Here is an 18,467-nt window from a genome sequence, read left to right as displayed (position 1 = left end):
GAGCTCGTGCTCAGCGTGCCACTGCCCGACGGGCTGGCCCCGGGGGACTACACGGTGGGCTTCACGCTCACGGACGTGGCCGGTCAGCGATCGCCGTACGGCTATCCCAGCGGCAACGGCTCACCCGTGCCGGGTGGGCCGCTGGTGATCACCGTGACCGAGGGCTGAGGAGGGCGGCTGCCGTGCGCAGCGATGTCGGCCCGGCACGGCGGTCGCCTTGCCGGGTCACTCCGGCCGGTGCTCGGGGCCGCCGAAGTCCGGGCTGGTGAAGTCGGGGCTGGTGAAGGTCGGACGGGGGCCGGCCGAGGGGCCGTTCCCCGGACCGGAGAATTCCGGTCTGCTGTAACCGATCTTCGGTATCCGGTCGGCCGAGCGATGCGGCGTCCGTGAGGCGGGGCCGGCGGTCGGGTCGGCCAGCGAGTCCCGGAGGAAGGGCAGGATGCCGCGCTCCAGCAGGGCGTGGCGCCAGGCCTCCCGGGCACGCGCCACGTCCTCGGGCAGTTCCTCCTCCTCGTCCACGGCGGGCAGCGCGTTGGCGCCGTTGCGCAGGGCGGTGACGAGGAGCCCGATCGCGGCCACGAGGATGGCGGCGGCGGCGACGGCAGCGAAGAACCACCCGGCGGCGACCATCGTCCCGGCGAAGGCCGGGGCGGGATCGAGTGCCTTCATGGAGTACCCGACCAGCAGGAATATCGAGGCGGCCGTGGCCGCGAGGACGGGAGCCAGGACGGCGATGACCGCGAGGGTACCGGCACCCGTGGCAGCGGCCTCGTCCGTGGCAGGTTCGAGGACGGAGGCGTGGGTTTCCGGGTCCTCCGGTCCGCGCGACTCGGCGCGGACCTTCACGTAGTGCTTGTACTCGGTGGCCGCGGCCGCGGTTATCAGGGGCGTGGCGTCGAGCGCCATCGTCCGCAGCTGTTCCGTGTTGAGGCGGTCGCCCACTCCGTCCAGATCCGGTCGTTCGTGAGCATGACGCAGTGCGTCGGCAAGGATCCGCTCGTATTCGGGGCGGTCCTCGGCCAGCAGGTGCGGAGCGCTTTTCATGTGCATCCCCCGATGCTCCGTAGGGCCTGACCGGCGGCGCGGCCGGGTGATCAGGCGGAAACGGAGGAGAGCCTGCTACTGATACGCCGATGGTAGAGCGCCTACCGCACAGGGTGACAGGGGGTTTCCGGAAATAGGCCCAACCCGCCGACGCTGTCGAGTCGTGAGGTGCCTTCCCCGACGACTGTCACGTATGCAGGGGGAGTTGGACGACCAGCAGCTTTCCGGCCATGGTCACTCCGCCGTCCATGGCGATGGCGAGCCCCTCCGCGTAGACGTGCGGACCGTCCACCACGGGCCGTGCGACGTCCTCGCCCTCCTCCGATCCGACCTCGCCGAGCAGGTACGGGATGGGGCTGTGGCCGTGGACGACGCGCTGCCCGCCGTAGGTCGCCATCAGTTCGCGAACGGCCTGTGCGCCGCCCTCGTCACGGAAGGCGAACCGCTTCGTGAGTTTGCGGAAGAGGTCCCAGCACTCGTCGGCGTCGTTCCGCGTGAGAATGGCGTGCACCGTGTCGTTGACGTCCTCGATGGTGGTCCCGTATTCGAGGTAGGCCGTGGTGTCGGAGTGCATGAGCAGATGCCCGTCCTCCTCGACGACCGCGTCGAGCCGGGCCATCCACTGCAGGTGGACGTCCTGGAGCCGTTCCATGTCCGTCTTCTGGCCGCCGTTGAGCAGCCACGCGGCCTGGAACGTCGCCGTCCCGGCCCCGGAGTTCACCGGGGTGTCGGCGAATCTCTTCGCGCCGAGCAGGAGCAGTTCGTGATTGCCCATGAGGGCCTTGCAGTACCCGCCGGCCGCCGCGGCCTCCGCGGAGAGTCGCATGACGAGGTCGATGACGCCGATGCCGTCGGGTCCGCGGTCGGTGAAGTCACCGAGGAACCAGAGCCTGGCGTTGCCGGCCGCCCACCGGCCGTCGGCGTCGACGAGGCCCTGCTCGCCCAGGGCGGCCATCAGCTCGTCGAGATAGCCGTGGACGTCACCGACGACGAACAGCGGACCGCGGCCCGATTCGCCGGCGGGCCGGGCGTCCGGAACGGACTGCACCTGGACGGTGTCGCCGCGGTTGATCACGGGCAGATCGCGCTCGGTGGGGGTGTACCCCTCCGGCGGTTCGTCGCCCACCGCGACGTTGCCGGGGTGCGGCAAGGGCGCCCCCATGGGCACCTGCGCATACGGCGGTACGCGGAAGTCGCGCAACGTCGCTGTCCGCACCACGGGTTCCTGACCGGCCCCCTGAGTCATCGACCCCTCCACCACCGTCGCGCCTCCGTACACCTGACGGTCCCTGCCTGGTAGAGGCTGTCCGCGGTGTCGTGCGCCCATCATAGGAATGCGGATCGTTCTGTGTGACGCACCAGGGGTGGTGAATCCGTGCGCACGCCTGGTTAATCGGCCGTTTGGTCCGGATTCGCCCGATCAGTCCCCGGCAGGGGATCGCGGAGCGCTGACCGTGGTGCGCGGTGGACGCCGTTGCGAGGACGTACGGATGATGAGCTCCGTCGGTATCACCTGCTCCACGGGACCGTCGTGTTCGACCCCTTCGATGGCGTCGATGAGGAGCTGGACGACCGCCGTGCCGATCCTGCGGGGCTTCAGCGAGAGCGTGGTGATGGGGGGTTCGGTCGACGCGTACACGGTGGATTCGCTGCAGCAGACGAGCAGCAGGTCCTCCGGGACCCGCAGGCCGTAGCGGCGTGCCGCGGCGAGCAGGTCCGTGCCGTTGGGGTCGAAGAGCCCGTAGACGGCGTCAGGGCGGTCCGGGCGGGCGAGGAGGCGGTCGGCGGCCACCGCTCCGGCGCAGGGGTCGTGAGCCGGATAGGACTCGTACACGGGGTCCTGACCGACCCGCTCGCACCAGTGGAGGTAGGCGGTGGTGGAGAGCCGGGTGTACGTGTCGGTGGTCGTTCCGGTCAGCAGTCCGATACGGCGGGCCCCTGCGGCCGCGAGATGGTCCAGGAGGTCGAGGACGGCGGCCCGGTGGTCGTTGTCGACCCAGGCGGTGACCGGAAGGGTGCCGGCCGGGCGTCCGTCGGAGACGACGGGCAGGCCCTGGCGCACGAGTTCGGTGACGACCGGGTCCTGGTCGGAGGGGTCGATGACGACCGTGCCGTCGAGTGCGACGTTCGACCAGACGTCGTGGCGCGAGGTCGCGGGAAGGATCACGAGGGCGTATCCGCGGGCCAGCGCGGCCGAGGTGGCCGCTCTCGCCATCTCCGCGAAGTACGCGAACTCGGTGAAGGTGAAAGGTTCATCCCCGTACGTGGTCACGGTCAGGCCGATGAGACCCGACTTTCCGGTACGGAGGGTTCGGGCCGCCGCCGACGGGCGGTAGCCCAGTCGCTCGGCGACCTCGCGGACATGTCTGCGGGTGGCGTCCGGGAGCCTGCCCTTGCCGTTGAGCGCGTCGGAAACGGTCGTGATGGAGACTCCGGCCGCCGCGGCTACGTCCCGGATCCCCGCCCGTCCCTGTCGGCCGCTGCGCCGGGGCGTCTCTGTCCGGCTCACCTGGTGCTTCCCTGCTGCTGTCATGGCGAGCCGATAGTAGGGCTCCGATGTCGGGTAGGGCCGGTCGCATATGCACCCATCGACAGGCACGTTTCTGCATGATCATAAAGGTGTAATTGCCTTTGTAATCACGGACGTTGAGGGCGTCAGTATTAATGTGTCATGCATCGACGCGCATGTACCTGCTGAATGGCCCATGTCTCGAAGAGGTCTCAACTCACCTGTTCGAGGGATGCGCGCCACGGAGTGAGCGACCGGCGCGCGGGGAGATGTGCAGTGCTCCCCCCTCTCAGGCGCCCGCCGACTCACGCCGGAGCGGTGCAAGCCGGGTCTTTCTGTCAGGAGAGGGCGATTTCGGATCCTGGCCGTTCGCACAGGTGCCCAATCCTCATATGGTGAGCAGTATTGATGTGTACGGATGGTCGAGGAGGACCTGCGGTGAGCGAGACGAGCCCCAAGCTGCGCGCCGAGCTGGACGGCGTCCCTGCGTATGTGCCGGGCAAGCCGGCGTCCGCGGAGGGACCGGTTGCCTTCAAGCTGTCCTCCAACGAGAACCCGTATCCCCCGTTGCCCGGAGTCATGGAGTCGGTGCTCTCCGCGGCCGCCGCCTTCAACCGGTACCCGGACATGGCCTGCACCGGCCTGATGAACGAGCTGGCCGACCGCTTCGGCGTGCCGGTCTCCCATCTGGCCACCGGGACGGGCTCGGTCGGTGTCGCCCAGCAGCTGCTCCAGGCCACGTCGGGCCCGGGGGACGAGGTCATCTATGCCTGGCGCTCGTTCGAGGCGTACCCGATCATCACGCAGATCAGTGGTGCTACGTCGGTCAAGGTGCCGCTGACCGGCGGTGAGGTGCACGATCTCGACGCCATGGCCGACGCGGTCACCGACCGGACGCGGATGATCTTCGTCTGCAACCCGAACAACCCGACCGGCACGGTGGTGCGCCGGGCGGAGCTGGAGCGGTTCCTGGACCGCGTCCCGGACGATGTGCTGGTCGTGCTCGACGAGGCGTACAGGGAGTTCATCCGGGACGCCGACGTGCCGGACGGCATCGAGATCTACCGGGACCGGCCCAACGTCGCGGTGCTCCGGACCTTCTCCAAGGCCTACGGTCTCGCGGGCCTGCGGGTCGGCTTCGCGGTGGCGCACGAGCCCGTGGCGGCGGCGCTGCGCAAGACCGCCGTCCCCTTCGGCGTCAGCCAGGTCGCCCAGGACGCCGCCGTGGCCTCCCTCCGGGCCGAGGACGAGCTGCTGGGGCGGGTCGGATCGCTGGTCGGCGAGCGTTCCCGGGTGTACGACGGGCTCGCGCGGCAGGGCTGGACCGTGCCGGAGTCCCAGGCGAACTTCGTCTGGCTGAGGCTCGGGGACCGCACGCTCGACTTCGCAGGCGTCTGTGAGCGCGCGGGCGTGGTCGTGCGGCCCTTCGCGGGTGAGGGTGTGCGGGTCACGATCGGGGAGGCCGAGGCCAACGACGTGTTCCTGAAGGTCGCGGAGTCCTTCCGCCAGGAGCTGTAGCCGCGAGGCCGTGTCGCGGCTCCGCCCGGTGGCCCCGTACCTCGATCGCCCGAGGTGCGGGGCCACCGCTGTTCCCGCGCCGGGCCGCCGGGCCCACACCTGAGGGGCGTGTCCGGTTTCGCCTGGCCCGACCGGGTCGGCCGGAAACCACCCCCCACCAGATGGCTTCGAAGACATGTGCGCAATAATGCTTGTGAATGTGAACGCGTTCACAAGCGCGCCCGTTACCTCCCGCGATCGGGTGGTTTCGACCGGGCGACCTGCGGCTGTGATCACGGCGACGTAAGGAGAAGAGTCGTGGACCTGGCTCTGGCACCAGAGACCCTGGCGCGATGGCAGTTCGGCATCACCACCGTCTACCACTTCCTGTTCGTCCCCCTGACGATCTCTCTCGCCGCGCTCACCGCCGGCCTGCAGACCGCCTGGGTGCGCACGGACAACGAGAAGTACCTCAGGGCGACCAAGTTCTGGGGCAAGCTGTTCCTGATCAACATCGCCATGGGCGTGGTCACCGGCATCGTCCAGGAGTTCCAGTTCGGGATGAACTGGTCCGACTACTCGCGGTTCGTCGGTGACGTCTTCGGCGCCCCACTCGCCTTCGAGGCGCTCATCGCCTTCTTCTTCGAGTCCACCTTCATCGGGCTGTGGATCTTCGGCTGGGACAAGCTGCCGAAGAAGATCCATCTCGCCTGCATATGGATGGTGTCCATCGGCACGATCCTCTCGACCTTCTTCATCCTGGCCGCCAACTCCTGGATGCAGCATCCGGTCGGCTACCGGATCAACGAGGAGCGCGGCCGTGCCGAGCTCACCGACTTCTGGAAGGTGCTCACCCAGGACACCGCGCTCACCCAGTTCTTCCACACCATCACGGCGGCCTTCCTCGTCGGCGGCGCCTTCATGGTCGGCATCTCCGCCTTCCACCTGGCCCGCAAGAAGCACATCCGGGTGATGCGCACCTCGCTGCGGGTCGGGCTGGTCACGGTGGTGGCCGCAGGCATGCTCACCGCGGTCAGCGGAGACACCCTCGGCAAGGTGATGTTCAAGCAGCAGCCGATGAAGATGGCCGCGGCGGAGGCGCTGTGGGAGGGCGAGGACGGAGCCCCCTTCTCGCTCTTCGCGGTCGGTGATGTCGCCGAGGGGCACAACGACGTGGAGGTCTCCATACCCGGAGTGCTCTCGTTCCTCGCGGACAACACCTTCACCTCGCACGTCCCGGGCATCAACGACATCAACAAGGAACTGCAGGAGACCTACGGACCCGGTGACTACCGTCCCAACATCCCGGTCGCCTTCTGGAGCTTCCGCTGGATGATCGGCTTCGGCATGGCGTCGTTCGGGCTCGGACTGTTCGGGCTGTGGCTGACGCGGCGGAAGTTCCTGTTGCCACCGGCGCTGCGCACCGGCGAGGACGAGGTGCCGAACCTCGTCCTGTTCAGGAACAAGGTGCTGAGCCCGAAGCTCGCCAAGCTGTACTGGATCACAGCCCTGTGGACCATGCTCTTCCCGCTGATCGCCAACTCCTGGGGCTGGATCTTCACCGAGATGGGGCGGCAGCCCTGGGTGGTGTACGGGGTGTTCCAGACCCGCGACGCCGTCTCCCCGGGGGTCTCGCAGGGCGAGATCCTGACCTCCATGATCGGCTTCACGGCGCTCTACGCGGTGCTTGCCGTCATCGAGGTCAAGCTCCTCCTCAAGTACGTCAAGGCCGGACCGCCCGAGCTCACCGAGGCCGACCTCAACCCGCCCACCCGGATCGGCGGTCACGATCAGGACGCCGACCGGCCGATGGCCTTCTCCTACTGAGATCAAGCGGAGCTGAGAGATGGAACTCCACGACGTCTGGTTCGTGCTCATAGCCTTCCTGTGGATCGGCTACTTCTTCCTGGAGGGATTCGACTTCGGTATCGGTGTCCTCACCAAGCTGCTGGCCCGTGACCGAAAGGAGCGCCGGGTCCTGATCAACACGATCGGGCCGGTCTGGGACGGGAACGAGGTGTGGCTGCTCAGCGCGGGCGGCGCGACCTTCGCTGCCTTCCCCGAGTGGTACGCCACCTTGTTCTCCGGCTTCTACCTGCCGCTGCTGCTGATCCTGCTCTGCCTGATCGTGCGCGGGGTGGCGTTCGAGTACAGGGCGAAGCGGCCCGAGGAGCGCTGGCAGGCGAACTGGGAGCACGCGATCTTCTGGACCTCGCTGATCCCGGCCGTTCTCTGGGGCGTGGCCTTCGGCAACATCGTCCGCGGCGTGAAGATCGACGCCGACATGGAGTACGTCGGCAACCTCTGGGACCTGCTCAACCCGTACGCCATCCTGGGCGGGCTGGTGACGCTGTTCCTCTTCACCTTCCACGGAGCGGTGTTCGCCGCGCTCAAGACCGTGGGGGACATCAGGGGGCGGGCCCGTGGGCTGGCCGTCAAGCTGGGCCTGGCCACCGCGGTGCTCGCGCTGGGCTTCCTCGTATGGACCCAGGCGGACAACGGCAACGCCCGGAGCCTCGTCGCGATGATCATCGCCGTGGTGTCGCTGGTCCTCGCCATCGGTGCCGTCTCGGCGGGTCGTGAGGGCTGGTCCTTCGCGTTCTCCGGAGTGACCATCGCCGCGGCCGTCGCGATGCTCTTCCTGACGCTCTTCCCGAACGTCATGCCGTCCTCGCTGAACGAGACCTGGAACCTCACGGTCTCCAACGCGTCGTCCAGCCCCTACACCCTGAAGATCATGACCTGGTGCGCCGGTATCGCGGCTCCGGTCGTGATGCTGTACCAGGGCTGGACGTACTGGGTGTTCCGGAAGCGCATCGGCACGCACCACATCGCTGACGCGCACTGAACCGGCCGAGTCAATGACATGAGCTCACTGGGGAGCTGTTTCACGTGAAACCGATCGACCCGCGTCTGCTCCGGTACGCCCGGGCCACCCGCTTCTTCCTCGCGGCCGTGGTGGCGCTGGGGCTGGTGGGGGCCGGTCTGGTCATCGTCCAGGCCATGCTCGTCGCCGAGGTGGTGGTGGGCGGGTTCGAGGACGGGCTGTCCGTCGCCGGACTCCGCACGCCGCTGCTCCTGCTCGCCGCCGTGGCACTGGGGCGGGCGGGCGTGGCCTGGCTGACCGAACTGGCCGCGTACAGGGCGAGTGCCGCGGTCAAGTCGGAGCTGCGCGGCCGGCTCACGGAACGGGCCTCCGAGCTGGGGCCGGACTGGCTCGGCGGGCAGCGCACCGGGTCGCTCATCGCGTTGGCCACGCGAGGCGTCGACGCCCTCGACGACTACTTCTCGCGCTACCTCCCGCAGCTGGGTCTCGCGGTCGTGGTTCCGGTGGCGGTCCTGGCCCGGATCGTCACCGAGGACTGGGTCTCCGCGGCGATCGTCGTGGTGACCCTTCCGCTGATTCCGCTCTTCATGATTCTGATCGGATGGGCCACCCAGTCCCGGATGGACCGCCAGTGGAAGCTGCTGTCACGGCTCTCCGGGCACTTCCTCGACGTGGTCGCCGGACTTCCCACGCTGAAGGTCTTCGGCCGGGCCAAGGCGCAGGCCGAATCGATCCGCAGCATCACCTCGCAGTACCGCCGGGCCACGCTGAAGACCCTCCGGATCGCATTCCTGTCCTCCTTCGCCCTGGAGTTGCTGGCGACTCTCTCCGTGGCGCTGGTCGCGGTGACGATCGGGATGCGCCTCGTCCACGGTGAGCTCGACCTGTACACGGGGCTGGTGGTGCTCATCCTGGCACCGGAGGCCTATCTGCCGATCCGCCAGGTCGGTGCCCAGTACCACGCGGCCGCGGAGGGGCTCTCCGCCGCGGAGGAGATCTTCGAGGTGCTGGAGACCGAGCCTGTGGCGGGCGGCTCCCAGGACGTTCCGCAGCAGTTGCGGCTGGAACTGGACGGCGTGACGGTCCGGCACCAGGGACGGACCGAGCCCTCGCTGGATGCCGCCTCCCTGGTGGTGGAGCCCGGGGAGACCGTCGCCCTGACCGGTCCCAGCGGGGTCGGCAAGTCCACGCTCCTCAGCGTGGTGCTGGGGTTCACGAGGCCGGACGAGGGACGGGTGCGGATCGGTGGGACCGATCTGTCCGACCTCTCCCCGGAACGCTGGCGCGAGCAGATCGCGTGGGTGCCCCAGCGGCCCCATCTCTTCGCCGGATCGATCGCGGACAACGTCCGGCTGGCCCGCCCCGACGCTGACGACGAGGCAGTCGTGGCCGCGCTGCGGGAGGCAGGGGCGTACGACTTCGTGGTCGCGTTGCCCGAAGGCGCCGCAACGCAGCTCGGCGAGGACGGCGCCGGTCTCTCCGCGGGCCAGCGACAGCGGCTCGCACTGGCGAGGGCCTTCCTCGCCGACCGGCCTCTGCTGCTGCTCGACGAACCGACGGCGAGTCTGGACGGCGAGACGGAGGCGGGCATCGTCGACGCGGTACGGAGGCTGGCCCGAGGCCGCACCGTGCTGCTGGTCGTCCACCGGCCGGCACTCCTCTCGGTCGCGGACCGGGTGGTGGCGCTGGAACCGGGTCCGGGCGGGCTGCCGGAGGGTAAGGCCCCGGGCGGTGCGACTGCCCCGGGTGCCCCGGACTCCTCCGATGCCGGTCCGGCGTTCCGGGACGGCGACACGCGGCCGGGCGGGGTGGAGCCCGCACTGATCGAGGACACCGCCGCGCTGCTCAGGTACACCGCTCCCAGGGCCGGCGGCCGTGTGCTCGCCCGGGTCAGGGAGGCCGCCGGTTCCCAGCACGGGAAGCTGGGACTGGCTCTTCTGCTGGGCAGCCTCGCCGTGGGGTCGTCCGTCGGTCTCATGGCCGTCTCCGGATGGCTGATCTCACGCGCCTCGGAGCAGCCTCCGGTGCTCTATCTGATGGTCGCGGTGACCGCCACGCGGGCCTTCGGTATCGGCCGGGCCGTCTTCCGCTATGCGGAGCGGCTGGTGTCCCACGACGCGGTGCTCAGGATGCTCGCCGAGCTCAGGGTGGCCGTGTACCGCGGCCTGGAGCGTGTGGCGCCCGCCGGTCTCCGGACCACGCGCCGTGGAGACCTGCTGTCCCGGCTGGTCTCCGATGTGGACGCGCTGCAGGACTACTGGCTGCGGTGGCTGCTGCCCGTCGGAACCGCGCTGGCGGTGGGGGCCGGGGCGGTGGCCTTCACCGGCTGGATGCTTCCGGAGGCGGGCACGGTCCTCGCCGCCGGACTGCTCCTCGCGGGCGTCGGCGTGCCGTGGCTCAGCGCCGTCTGCGCCCGCCGTGCCGAGCGCCAACTGGCGCCCGCCCGGTCCGCGCTGGCCGTCCGTGTCGCCGACCTGCTCGGCGGGACGGCCGAGCTCACCGTCGCGGGTGCGCTGCCCGCCCGCAGGGAGCGGGTGCGCACGGCGGACGGCGTCCTCACACGGATCGCCTCGCGAGCGGCGGCCGCCACCGCGCTGGGCGGCGGGCTCTCGGCCCTGATCTGTGGGCTCACCGTCGTGGGCGCGGCGATCTTCGCGCTGCCAGCGGTGTCGGACGGACGGCTGGCGGGTGTGGAACTCGCCGTGGTCGTCCTCACGCCCCTCGCCGCCTTCGAGGCGGTGACGGGACTGCCGCTCGCGGTGCAGTACAGGCAGCGGGTCGAGCGCAGCGCGGGGCGGGTCTTCGAAGTGCTGGACGCCCCCGTGCAGGTCGAGGAGCCGGCCGAGCCGGCTGACGTGCCCGCCTCCCCCTTCCCGCTCGACGTGCGCGGGCTGTCCGCCCGGTACGAAGGGGCGGAGCGCGATGCGCTGCACTCGCTGGATCTGACGCTGCACGCCGGCAAGCGGGTCGCTGTCGTGGGGCCGTCGGGTTCGGGAAAGACCACACTCGCCCAGGTCCTGCTCCGCTTCCTGGACGCCCGGGAGGGGACCTACCGTCTCGGCGGCACGGAAGCCTCCGCGCTGGACGGCGACACGGTCCGGACCTTCGTCGGGCTCTGCGCCCAGGACGCTCACGTCTTCGACAGTTCCATCCGTGAGAACCTGCGGCTCGCCCGCACCGGTGCCACCGACGCCCGACTGCGGGAGGCCCTCGCCGCGGCCAGGCTGCTGGACTGGACCCGATCTCTGCCCGACGGCCTCGACACGCTGGTGGGCGAACACGGGGCCCGGTTGTCCGGCGGTCAGCGACAGCGGCTGGCGCTGGCCCGTGCGCTCCTCGCCGACTTCCCCGTGCTCGTGCTCGACGAGCCCGCGGAACACCTCGACCTGGAGACGGCGGACGCCCTGACCGCCGACCTGCTGGCCGCCACCGAGGGACGTACGACCGTCCTGATCACCCATCGGCTGGTCGGACTCGAAGCGGTCGACGAGGTGCTGGTTCTGGACGGCGGGTGTGTGGTGCAGCAGGGGCCGTACGCCACTCTGGCCGAACAGGACGGTCCGCTGCGGCGGATGCTCGAACGGGAACAGGAGCCGCTGGATGCGGAGCCGGTCCGGACAGGGGCGGTGTCCGCGCGGGGCTGACGTCGGCCGGCTGCTTCGAATTCCGACTTTCCGGACCATGAGGCGCTCATTAGGCTCGGATCATGCCCGAGCCTGATCCGAAGGACACGCCCGGAGCCGTGCGGCAGACCCCCGGGAGTCTGCGGGGGCTCTCCGCCGAGCTGACCGCACGCGTGCCACACCTCCTGGAGGCGACGAGGTCCGTCGGAACGGGCCTCGAACTCCACTCCACCCTCGAGCGCATCTGTGAGACCGCCGCCGAACTCGCCCACGCCCGCTACGCGGCCATCGGCGTCGTGGAGGCGCCGGGCGAACCTCTCTGCGAATTCGTCACTTTCGGGATGTCCGAGGAGAACGCCCGGGCGATCGGCCGCCCGCCCGACGGGCACACCGGGCTGCTGGGCGCGCTGATCCAGGAGGGGGCGTCCATCCGGTCCGAGGATCTGCAGGCAGACCCGCGCTTCGCCGGATTCCCGGCGGTCCACCCGAGGATGCGCACCTTCCTCGGGGTCCCGATCCGGGTCCAGGGCCAGATCGTCGGCAATCTCCACGTGGCGGAGAAACAGGGCGGGGACGCGTTCGGCGAAGACGAACTGCACGTGCTGCGCGTGCTTGCCACGGAGGCGGGGATAGCCATCGGGCACGCGCGGACGTACGAGGCGGCCCGCAGGCGTGAACAGTGGATCGAAGGTTCGGTAGCCGTCACCACCGCTCTCCTCTCGGGCGGGGACGCCGACGAGGCACTCGCCGTCGTCGCCGAACAGGCGCGCCGTCTGGCCGACGCCGTGGTCGGCATCGTGCTGTTGCCGGCTGAGGGGGGAGGCCTGGAGATCGTCGCCGTTGCGGGAGACAGGCCTTCCGCGTCCCTCGGAGTGATCATCCCGCCGCAGAGCCCCGTGGTCGCCGCGCTCCTCCGGGGTGAGGAGGTGTTCCTGGACGACTCGGCGACCGACCCCCGGCTGGTCACCAGGCTGGCCGATCAGTTCGGTCCGCACATGCTGCTCCCCCTGCGCAGCGGTGGCCGGGTGCTCGGAGCCCTGTCCATCCCTCGGGTTCGGGGCGGCCGGCCGTTCACCCGGGCCGAGCGGACGCTGGCCACCCACTTCGCCGCGCAGGCCGCACTGGCTCTGAAGCTGGCCGAGGCGCAGCGAGACCGGGAGAGGCTCGCCGTCTACGAGGACCGCGACCGGATCGCCCGTGACCTCCACGATCTGGTCATCCAGCGCCTGTTCGCCACCGGGATCATGCTGGAGGGGGCGCAGCGGCGCTCCCCGGTCCCCACGGTGCAGGCCGGCATCGGACGGGCCGTCGACGAACTGGACGTGACCATCCAGGAGATCCGCACCGCCATCTTCGCGCTGCAGCAGGAACCGGCGGAGGCGCCGTCGGGACTGCGGACCAGGGTGCTGCGGGAGATCAACATGGCCGCGGTCCCTCTGGGCTTCATGCCCGCGCATCGCTTCCTGGGCCCGGTCGACTCGCTGGTGGGGGAGCTCGCGGGAAAGAACCTCATCGCGGCCCTGCGTGAGGCGCTGTCCAACACGTTCCGTCACGCGAGGGCCTCGCGCGTCGAGGTGACGGTGGACGCGACGGCGGTTCTGCCGGACGGGAGGGACGCGGTGCGGCTGACGGTCGCCGACGACGGGGTGGGGATCCCGGACGGCGGGCGGCGCAGCGGACTGCGCAACCTCGCCAGGCGGGCCGAGTCGCTCGGCGGTGCGAGCTGGTTCGGGCCGGGGGCCGGCCAGGGCAGCGGCAGCGGCACGACAGTCACCTGGGAGGTCCCGCTCTGACGGCACGGGCCGCACCTCCGGCGGTCGGCGCTTCGCGGGACCGTCGGAGGACGGGCGGCGCGGGGACAGCCGTCCGGCGTCCCGTCCCGGCGTGTGGCCGCGGCGTGCGGGCCGAGCGTGCCCTCAGCGCGTGGCGAGGATCCGCTCGATCACGACCGCGACACCGTCCTCGTCGTTCGTCAGCGTCACGCCGGATGCCGCTGCCACGGCGGCCGGATGGGCGTTGCCCATGGCGAAGGACGCACCGGCCCAGCTCAGCATCTCCACATCGTTGGGCATGTCCCCGAACGCGACGACCTCGTCCGGCGAGATCCCGCGCTCCGCGCAGCAGGCGGCGAGCGTGGCGGCCTTGGAGACCCCGAGCCCGCTGATCTCCAGCAGCGCGGTGGGGCTGGACCGGGTGAACGCCACACGGTCCCCGGCGATGTCCCGGGCCAGCGAGAGGAAGGCGTCCGGGGCGAGTTCGGGGTGGTGGGCGAGAACCTTCAGGACCGGCGTCCCGGTGCCCGGTACCTCCTCGTGGAGCAGCTTCTCCGCGACGGCGACCGTGGCGCCCGGGTCCATGTGGAACGGCGGGTAGGCAGGTTCGTAGTGGATGCCGGTGGCCAGCTCGACGGCGAAGGAGACTCCGGGAGCCGCCTCGCGCAGGGTGTCGACCACGGCCAGGGCGATCGCACGGTCCAGCGGATACACCTGGAGGAGTCCGCCGTCGCGGAGGTCGGCGACGGCTGCCCCGTTGGCGCAGATCGCCATGCCGTGGCCCTGCACGTGCGGGCTGACGACGTCCATCCAGCGGGCGGGCCTCCCGGTGACGAAGAAGACCTCGATCCCCGCCTCCTCCGCGGCCGCCAGTGCGGCTGTCGTGCGGTCCGACAGGGTCTTGTCCTCGCGAAGGAGGGTGCCGTCCAGATCGGTGGCGATCAGCCGGGTCACGGCAGGCAGAGGCGAGTCGATAGCTGAGGTCACCCCGTCATTCTCCCGTACGGAGTCGCACGGGCGTGCAGAGGGGCGCACATCTGAGAGCGCGAGCCGCTGAGCTGCGGTACATGACAGATGCATATGCCAAAGGCCGCGACGGGCGAATTCTCTGTGCCTGAGGCGTTGTCCGGCCGTCCGTGGTGTCCCCGCCCCCGCCCGGAGGCGGGGACGCGAGCGGTCAGGCCACCTGGGCCAGGGCCTCGGTGGCGATCCGCTCGAACACCTGGGTGTCCAGGGCGAAGACGGAGTCCGGCACGGGCCAGTGGACGACGATCTCGGTGAATCCGAGCTCGAAGTGCGTTCCCGCGAAGTCCACGAACGCGTCGAGGGACTCCAGGGGGCTGCCGGGGGTGAATCCGGTCAGCAGGATCTTGTCGAGTCCGGAGACGTCGCGGCCGGCTTCCTCGCAGGCCGCGCCGAGCCGTGCGATCTGGCCGCGTACGGCTTCCACGGACTGAACGGGTGTCCCGGATTCGTAGAGTTTCGGGTCGCCCGTCGTCACCCAGGCCTGGCCGTGCCGGGCGGCGAGCTTCATCCCGCGCGGTCCGGTCGCGGCTACGGCGAACGGCAGCCGGGGACGCTGTACGCAGCCGGGGATGTTCCGGGCCTCGTTCGCGCTGTAGAACCGGCCTTCCTGCGTGACGGTCGGCTCCCGCAGCAGCCGGTCGAGCAGCGGGACGAACTCCTCGAAGTGGTCGGCGCGTTCACGCGGGGTCCACGGCTCCTCGGTGCTCCCCCGCAGGGTGGTGGCGTCGAACCCGTTTCCGCCGGCTCCGATCCCGAGTGTGATCCGTCCGTCGGAGACGTCGTCCAGGGTGATGAGCTCCTTCGCGAGCGTCACCGGGTGCCGGAAGTTGGGCGAGGTCACGAGCGTGCCCAGACGCAGCCGCTCAGTGGCCGCGGCAGCCGCCGTCAGAGTAGGTACGGCTCCGAACCACGGGCCGTCGCGGAACGTCCGCCAGGCCAGGTGGTCGTAGGTGTAGGCCGCGTGGAAGCCCAGCTCCTCGGCGCGTACCCACAGCGGCCGGCCGCCCTGGTTCCAGCGGTGGATGGGCAGGATCACGGTGCTCAGTCGACGGGAGGAGGTCATGGTCACGACTCTACGGCGGTCCTCCGAGGAGCCTGTCGGCCGCCGGTGAGCGACGGGCGTGGGACGAACGCCTCCGGCGGGGTCGTCGAGCAGCTCAAGCCCGAAGCGGCCTACTGCACCCTCCAGAACGGCCGGCGGGCCTGCCTCATGGTGTTCGACATGCAGGACGCCGCCCAGATGCCACCGACCTTGGAGCCCCTGTTCCACGCGAACTCCACACTGTCCCTCCAGCCCGTCATGAACCTCGACGGCCCGCGCGCGGGCCTGACGGGAACGGGACGCTGATTCCCATCGCGCGTCCTACCGCAGGCGCAGGTAGGGCGGTGGCACGAGGTCGGTGAGCCAGACCCCGTTGGCCGTGACGTGGAAGAGGTGTCCTGCCCGGTGCATGGCCCCCGAGTCCACGGAGATGACGACCGGGGCCCCGCGCCGGGCGCCGACCCGGACCGCGGTCCCGCGGTCGGGTGACAGGTGGACGTGGTGCCGGTTCATGGGACGGAGCCCTTCGGCGCGGATGGTTTCCAGTGCCCGTGCCACTGTCCCGTGATAGAGGTACGCGGGCGGCTCCGCCGCGGGCAGGCCCAGGTCCACGGTGACCGAGTGGCCCTGGTTCGCCCGGATGCGATCGCCGTCCACGGCGAAGCGCTGCTTGTCGTTGGACGCCACCACGTGGTCGAGTTCGTCCCGGGTGACGACGAAGCCCTGTCGGGCGCAGGCCCGCAGCAGCTCGTCCACGGACACCCAGCCTTGTGCGTCGAGACGGATCCCGATCCGGTCGGGCTCATGCCGGAGATGCTTCGACAGGTACTTGGACACCTTGACGGTGCGTCGTTCGTCCATCTCGTCAGGGTGCCCGCGCGACGTCTCCCGGTGCACCTCGATTTCATCCGGCGGAGGCGGTACTTTTCGACGCCGTCAGGTTTGATCCACAACCAACTCGGCTTATCCACAGGGCTTTTGACGAATCTGTGGACAAGTGATGTGCGTGTTGGGGCCTTTGTGTAACTCCGGGTTCCGCTAGGTATTTTGAGGCGTATCGCTTGAATGTCTTGTTCTCGATGAGCGTGACCGTCAACGGAGATGATCAAATCCGGGCGTCCGTGACGGACATGGGCAACCGCAGGCCGCGGCACCGGCCTTGCGGCGGCGGACGTCGCGCTCCGGGCAAAGCGGCCGGCGCACGCCGGGGTTGCCGCACGACAGTGCCCAACTCCTGGTCGCCGTCAGAGTGGTGGTCTCAGGCGTGCGATGCCTCGCCGTATCCGTGGACTGATCTGTGACAGCAGTCGTGTGCCGCGGGCCTCAGGGGTGACCGGTACCACCGCCCGGTTGTGCACCACGGCTTCGAGGATCGCCCTGGCCACCTTCTCCGCAGGATAGTTGCGGAGCGAGTACAGCCGGGCCGTCCGCCTACGCAGACGCTCCTGCTCCGCGTCGTCGGCCCCTGCGAAGCGCGCGGTCCCGGTGATTCCCGTGTCGATGAATCCAGGGCATATGGCACTGACCCCGATCGACCGGTCGGCCAGTTCCGCGCGCAGGCACTCACTGAGCATCAGCACGGCGGCTTTCGAGGTGCTGTACGCCGGCAGCACCCGCGACGGCTGATAGGCCGCCGCCGAAGCGACGTTGACGATATGGCCGCCTTGCCCGCGGTCGGCCATCTGCCTGCCGAAGATCCGGCAACCGTGGATGACGCCCCACAGATTGACGTCGAGGACGTTCCGCCAGTCCTCGCTCGTCGTGTCGAGGAAGGAACCCGACAGTCCGATACCCGCGTTGTTCACCAGGACGTCCACGACACCGCATTCGGCGGCGACCTTCTCCGCGAGCTTCTCCATGGCCTGTTCGTCCCCGACGTCCACCGTTTCGGCCCATGCGGCGGACGCGCCGACCTGGCGCGCGGTCTCAGCCGTCCGGGCGACGCCCTCGGCGTCCCGGTCCACGGCCACCACCCGTGCCCCGGCGCGTGCGAACGACAGCGCCGTGGCGCGTCCGATCCCCGAGGCGGCGCCCGTCACCAGCACCAACTGCCCGCCGAAGCGCTCCGCATGGATACCCGTGGCAGCCGGCGCCGTCGATCGCGAGGCGTCGGAGTCACCGGGGCCGCCCTGCCCACCGGATTCGCGGTCGCCGACGAACTCACTGATCCACGCGGACAGCTGGTCGGGCCTGGTGCGCGGGACCCAGTGCTTCGCCGGCAGTGCGCGGCGCACCAACCTGGGCACCCACGTCTCCAGGTCGTCGTAGAGCGAGGGAGAGAGGAAGGCGTCACCGGTCGGTGTGATCAGCTGCACCGGCACGTGGGCGTGGGCGTCCGGGCGCGGTCGGCGCAGCCGGGTCCGGATGTTGTCACGGTAGAGCCAGGCTCCGTGCGCGGCGTCCTGCGGGAGCGACGCCGTCGGATATCCGTCCGCTGGCACCTTCTCCATCCGCCGCAGGATCCGTGGCCACTGCCTGCCGAGCGGCCCGCGCCAGGCCATCTCCGGCAGAACGGGTGTGTGCAGCGCGTACACGTACCAGGACTTGGCTCCCTGTCCGAGCAGTTGTCCCAGGCGGCGGGGGCTCGGCCGGGACGCCCGCTGTTTGATCCAGTGCCCGAAGTGGTCGAGGGACGGCCCGGACATCGACGTGAACGAGGCGATGCGGCCTTTTGTCCGCTCCACCGTCGCGAACTCCCAGGACTGGACCGAACCCCAGTCGTGGCCGACCACGTGGACCGGCCGGTCCGGGCTCACGGCGTCCACGACGGCCAGGAAGTCGTCGGTCAGCTTCTCGAGTGTGAAGCCGCCGCGCAACGGTCTGGGAGCCGTCGACCTGCCGTGGCCCCGCACGTCGTAGAGCACCACGTGCCAGCGCTCCGCCAGCCGCCGGGCGACCTCGGACCAGACCTCCTTGCTGTCCGGATAGCCGTGCACCAGCACGATCGTCGGCTGCGAGGGGTCGCCCAACTCGGCCACGCACAGCTCGATTCCACCGGTACGCACCCAGCGCTCACGTGCGCCTCGCAGATCCACGCCGCCTCCCGATCCCGTGCCCGACGTCGCGGTACGCGTCCGTGACGTGACACCGCTGAATGTGGCAACCGGGGGACGGCCGCGTCAAGGGA

Annotated in this window: 14 protein-coding genes; 7 read left to right on the top strand and 7 right to left on the bottom strand. The window is 70.1% G+C overall.

The annotated features are described in order from the left end of the window. Positions 1-6: 6 nt before the first annotated feature. Positions 7-168, top strand: a complete 162-nt coding sequence (locus LWJ43_RS16060; protein WP_277332927.1) for a hypothetical protein — start codon at positions 7-9, stop codon at positions 166-168. A 57-nt stretch (positions 169-225) separates the two neighbouring features. Here LWJ43_RS16060 and LWJ43_RS16055 read toward each other — a convergent pair whose 3' ends face one another. The 3 genes from LWJ43_RS16055 to LWJ43_RS16045 all read right to left on the bottom strand — a co-directional run bounded on the left by LWJ43_RS16055 (position 226) and on the right by LWJ43_RS16045 (position 3,577). After that, the gene (locus LWJ43_RS16055; RefSeq protein WP_277332926.1) at positions 226-1,050 is read right to left on the bottom strand and encodes a hypothetical protein; all 825 of its coding nucleotides are present in this window, start codon (positions 1,048-1,050) and stop codon (positions 226-228) included. Positions 1,051-1,231: 181 nt separating this feature from the next. Further along, a complete protein-coding gene (locus LWJ43_RS16050) occupies positions 1,232-2,290 on the bottom strand; it encodes a metallophosphoesterase (RefSeq protein ID WP_277332925.1) in 1,059 nt (352 codons plus the stop codon). A 174-nt stretch (positions 2,291-2,464) separates the two neighbouring features. Continuing rightward, positions 2,465-3,577: a LacI family DNA-binding transcriptional regulator gene (locus tag LWJ43_RS16045; protein ID WP_109881920.1), complete on the bottom strand. Its 1,113-nt coding sequence runs from the start codon at positions 3,575-3,577 to the stop codon at positions 2,465-2,467. A 414-nt stretch (positions 3,578-3,991) separates the two neighbouring features. On the opposite strand from LWJ43_RS16045, the gene hisC reads away from it, so the two are divergent. From hisC to LWJ43_RS16020, 5 genes are all read left to right on the top strand, one after another. Continuing rightward, positions 3,992-5,071 carry a histidinol-phosphate transaminase gene (hisC, locus tag LWJ43_RS16040; protein ID WP_277332924.1) on the top strand — a complete coding sequence of 360 codons (1,080 nt, stop codon included), beginning with the start codon at positions 3,992-3,994 and terminating at the stop codon, positions 5,069-5,071. Between the two features lie 297 nt (positions 5,072-5,368). Further along, complete coding sequence (locus LWJ43_RS16035; RefSeq protein ID WP_277332923.1) at positions 5,369-6,877, top strand: cytochrome ubiquinol oxidase subunit I; 1,509 nt, start codon at positions 5,369-5,371, stop codon at positions 6,875-6,877. Positions 6,878-6,896: 19 nt separating this feature from the next. Beyond that, positions 6,897-7,898, top strand: a complete 1,002-nt coding sequence (cydB, locus tag LWJ43_RS16030; protein WP_277332922.1) for a cytochrome d ubiquinol oxidase subunit II — start codon at positions 6,897-6,899, stop codon at positions 7,896-7,898. Between the two features lie 44 nt (positions 7,899-7,942). Continuing rightward, the gene (gene cydD, locus LWJ43_RS16025; protein ID WP_277332921.1) at positions 7,943-11,521 is read left to right on the top strand and encodes a thiol reductant ABC exporter subunit CydD; all 3,579 of its coding nucleotides are present in this window, start codon (positions 7,943-7,945) and stop codon (positions 11,519-11,521) included. Positions 11,522-11,583: 62 nt separating this feature from the next. After that, positions 11,584-13,293 (top strand): sensor histidine kinase, encoded by a 1,710-nt coding sequence (locus LWJ43_RS16020; RefSeq protein WP_277332920.1) that lies wholly within the window; start codon positions 11,584-11,586, stop codon positions 13,291-13,293. A 123-nt stretch (positions 13,294-13,416) separates the two neighbouring features. On the opposite strand, the gene LWJ43_RS16015 is transcribed toward LWJ43_RS16020, so the two are convergent. Both LWJ43_RS16015 and LWJ43_RS16010 read right to left on the bottom strand, forming a co-directional pair. Next, positions 13,417-14,259, bottom strand: a complete 843-nt coding sequence (locus LWJ43_RS16015) for a Cof-type HAD-IIB family hydrolase (RefSeq protein WP_277332919.1) — start codon at positions 14,257-14,259, stop codon at positions 13,417-13,419. Between the two features lie 190 nt (positions 14,260-14,449). Then, positions 14,450-15,361 (bottom strand): LLM class flavin-dependent oxidoreductase, encoded by a 912-nt coding sequence (locus LWJ43_RS16010; RefSeq protein WP_277332918.1) that lies wholly within the window; start codon positions 15,359-15,361, stop codon positions 14,450-14,452. A 45-nt stretch (positions 15,362-15,406) separates the two neighbouring features. Between LWJ43_RS16010 and LWJ43_RS16005 the strand changes: the two genes are divergently transcribed. Then, the gene (locus LWJ43_RS16005; protein WP_277332917.1) at positions 15,407-15,646 is read left to right on the top strand and encodes a hypothetical protein; all 240 of its coding nucleotides are present in this window, start codon (positions 15,407-15,409) and stop codon (positions 15,644-15,646) included. Positions 15,647-15,661: 15 nt separating this feature from the next. Here LWJ43_RS16005 and LWJ43_RS16000 read toward each other — a convergent pair whose 3' ends face one another. Both LWJ43_RS16000 and LWJ43_RS15995 read right to left on the bottom strand, forming a co-directional pair. Next, complete coding sequence (locus tag LWJ43_RS16000; RefSeq protein ID WP_277332916.1) at positions 15,662-16,201, bottom strand: RNA 2'-phosphotransferase; 540 nt, start codon at positions 16,199-16,201, stop codon at positions 15,662-15,664. Between the two features lie 383 nt (positions 16,202-16,584). Then, complete coding sequence (locus tag LWJ43_RS15995) at positions 16,585-18,375, bottom strand: SDR family oxidoreductase (RefSeq protein WP_277332915.1); 1,791 nt, start codon at positions 18,373-18,375, stop codon at positions 16,585-16,587. Between the last annotated feature and the right edge of the window lie 92 nt (positions 18,376-18,467).

Origin of the sequence: Streptomyces sp. JH34, from assembly GCF_029428875.1 — a bacterium.
GTDB lineage: Bacteria > Actinomycetota > Actinomycetes > Streptomycetales > Streptomycetaceae > Streptomyces.
Note: the sequence above shows the minus strand (reverse complement) of the source record. Positions and strands in the feature narration are given on the sequence as shown.

Excerpts from the sequence above, each read along its gene's own strand:
- LWJ43_RS16055 (WP_277332926.1), bottom strand. The coding sequence starts at position 1,050 with ATGCACATGAAAAGCGCTCCGCACCTGCTGGCCGAGGACCGCCCCGAA.
- LWJ43_RS16050 (WP_277332925.1), bottom strand. The coding sequence starts at position 2,290 with ATGACTCAGGGGGCCGGTCAGGAACCCGTGGTGCGGACAGCGACGTTG.
- LWJ43_RS16045 (WP_109881920.1), bottom strand. The coding sequence starts at position 3,577 with ATGACAGCAGCAGGGAAGCACCAGGTGAGCCGGACAGAGACGCCCCGG.
- cydB (WP_277332922.1), top strand. The coding sequence starts at position 6,897 with ATGGAACTCCACGACGTCTGGTTCGTGCTCATAGCCTTCCTGTGGATC.
- LWJ43_RS16020 (WP_277332920.1), top strand. The coding sequence starts at position 11,584 with ATGCCCGAGCCTGATCCGAAGGACACGCCCGGAGCCGTGCGGCAGACC.
- LWJ43_RS16010 (WP_277332918.1), bottom strand. The coding sequence starts at position 15,361 with ATGACCTCCTCCCGTCGACTGAGCACCGTGATCCTGCCCATCCACCGC.
- LWJ43_RS16000 (WP_277332916.1), bottom strand. The coding sequence starts at position 16,201 with ATGGACGAACGACGCACCGTCAAGGTGTCCAAGTACCTGTCGAAGCAT.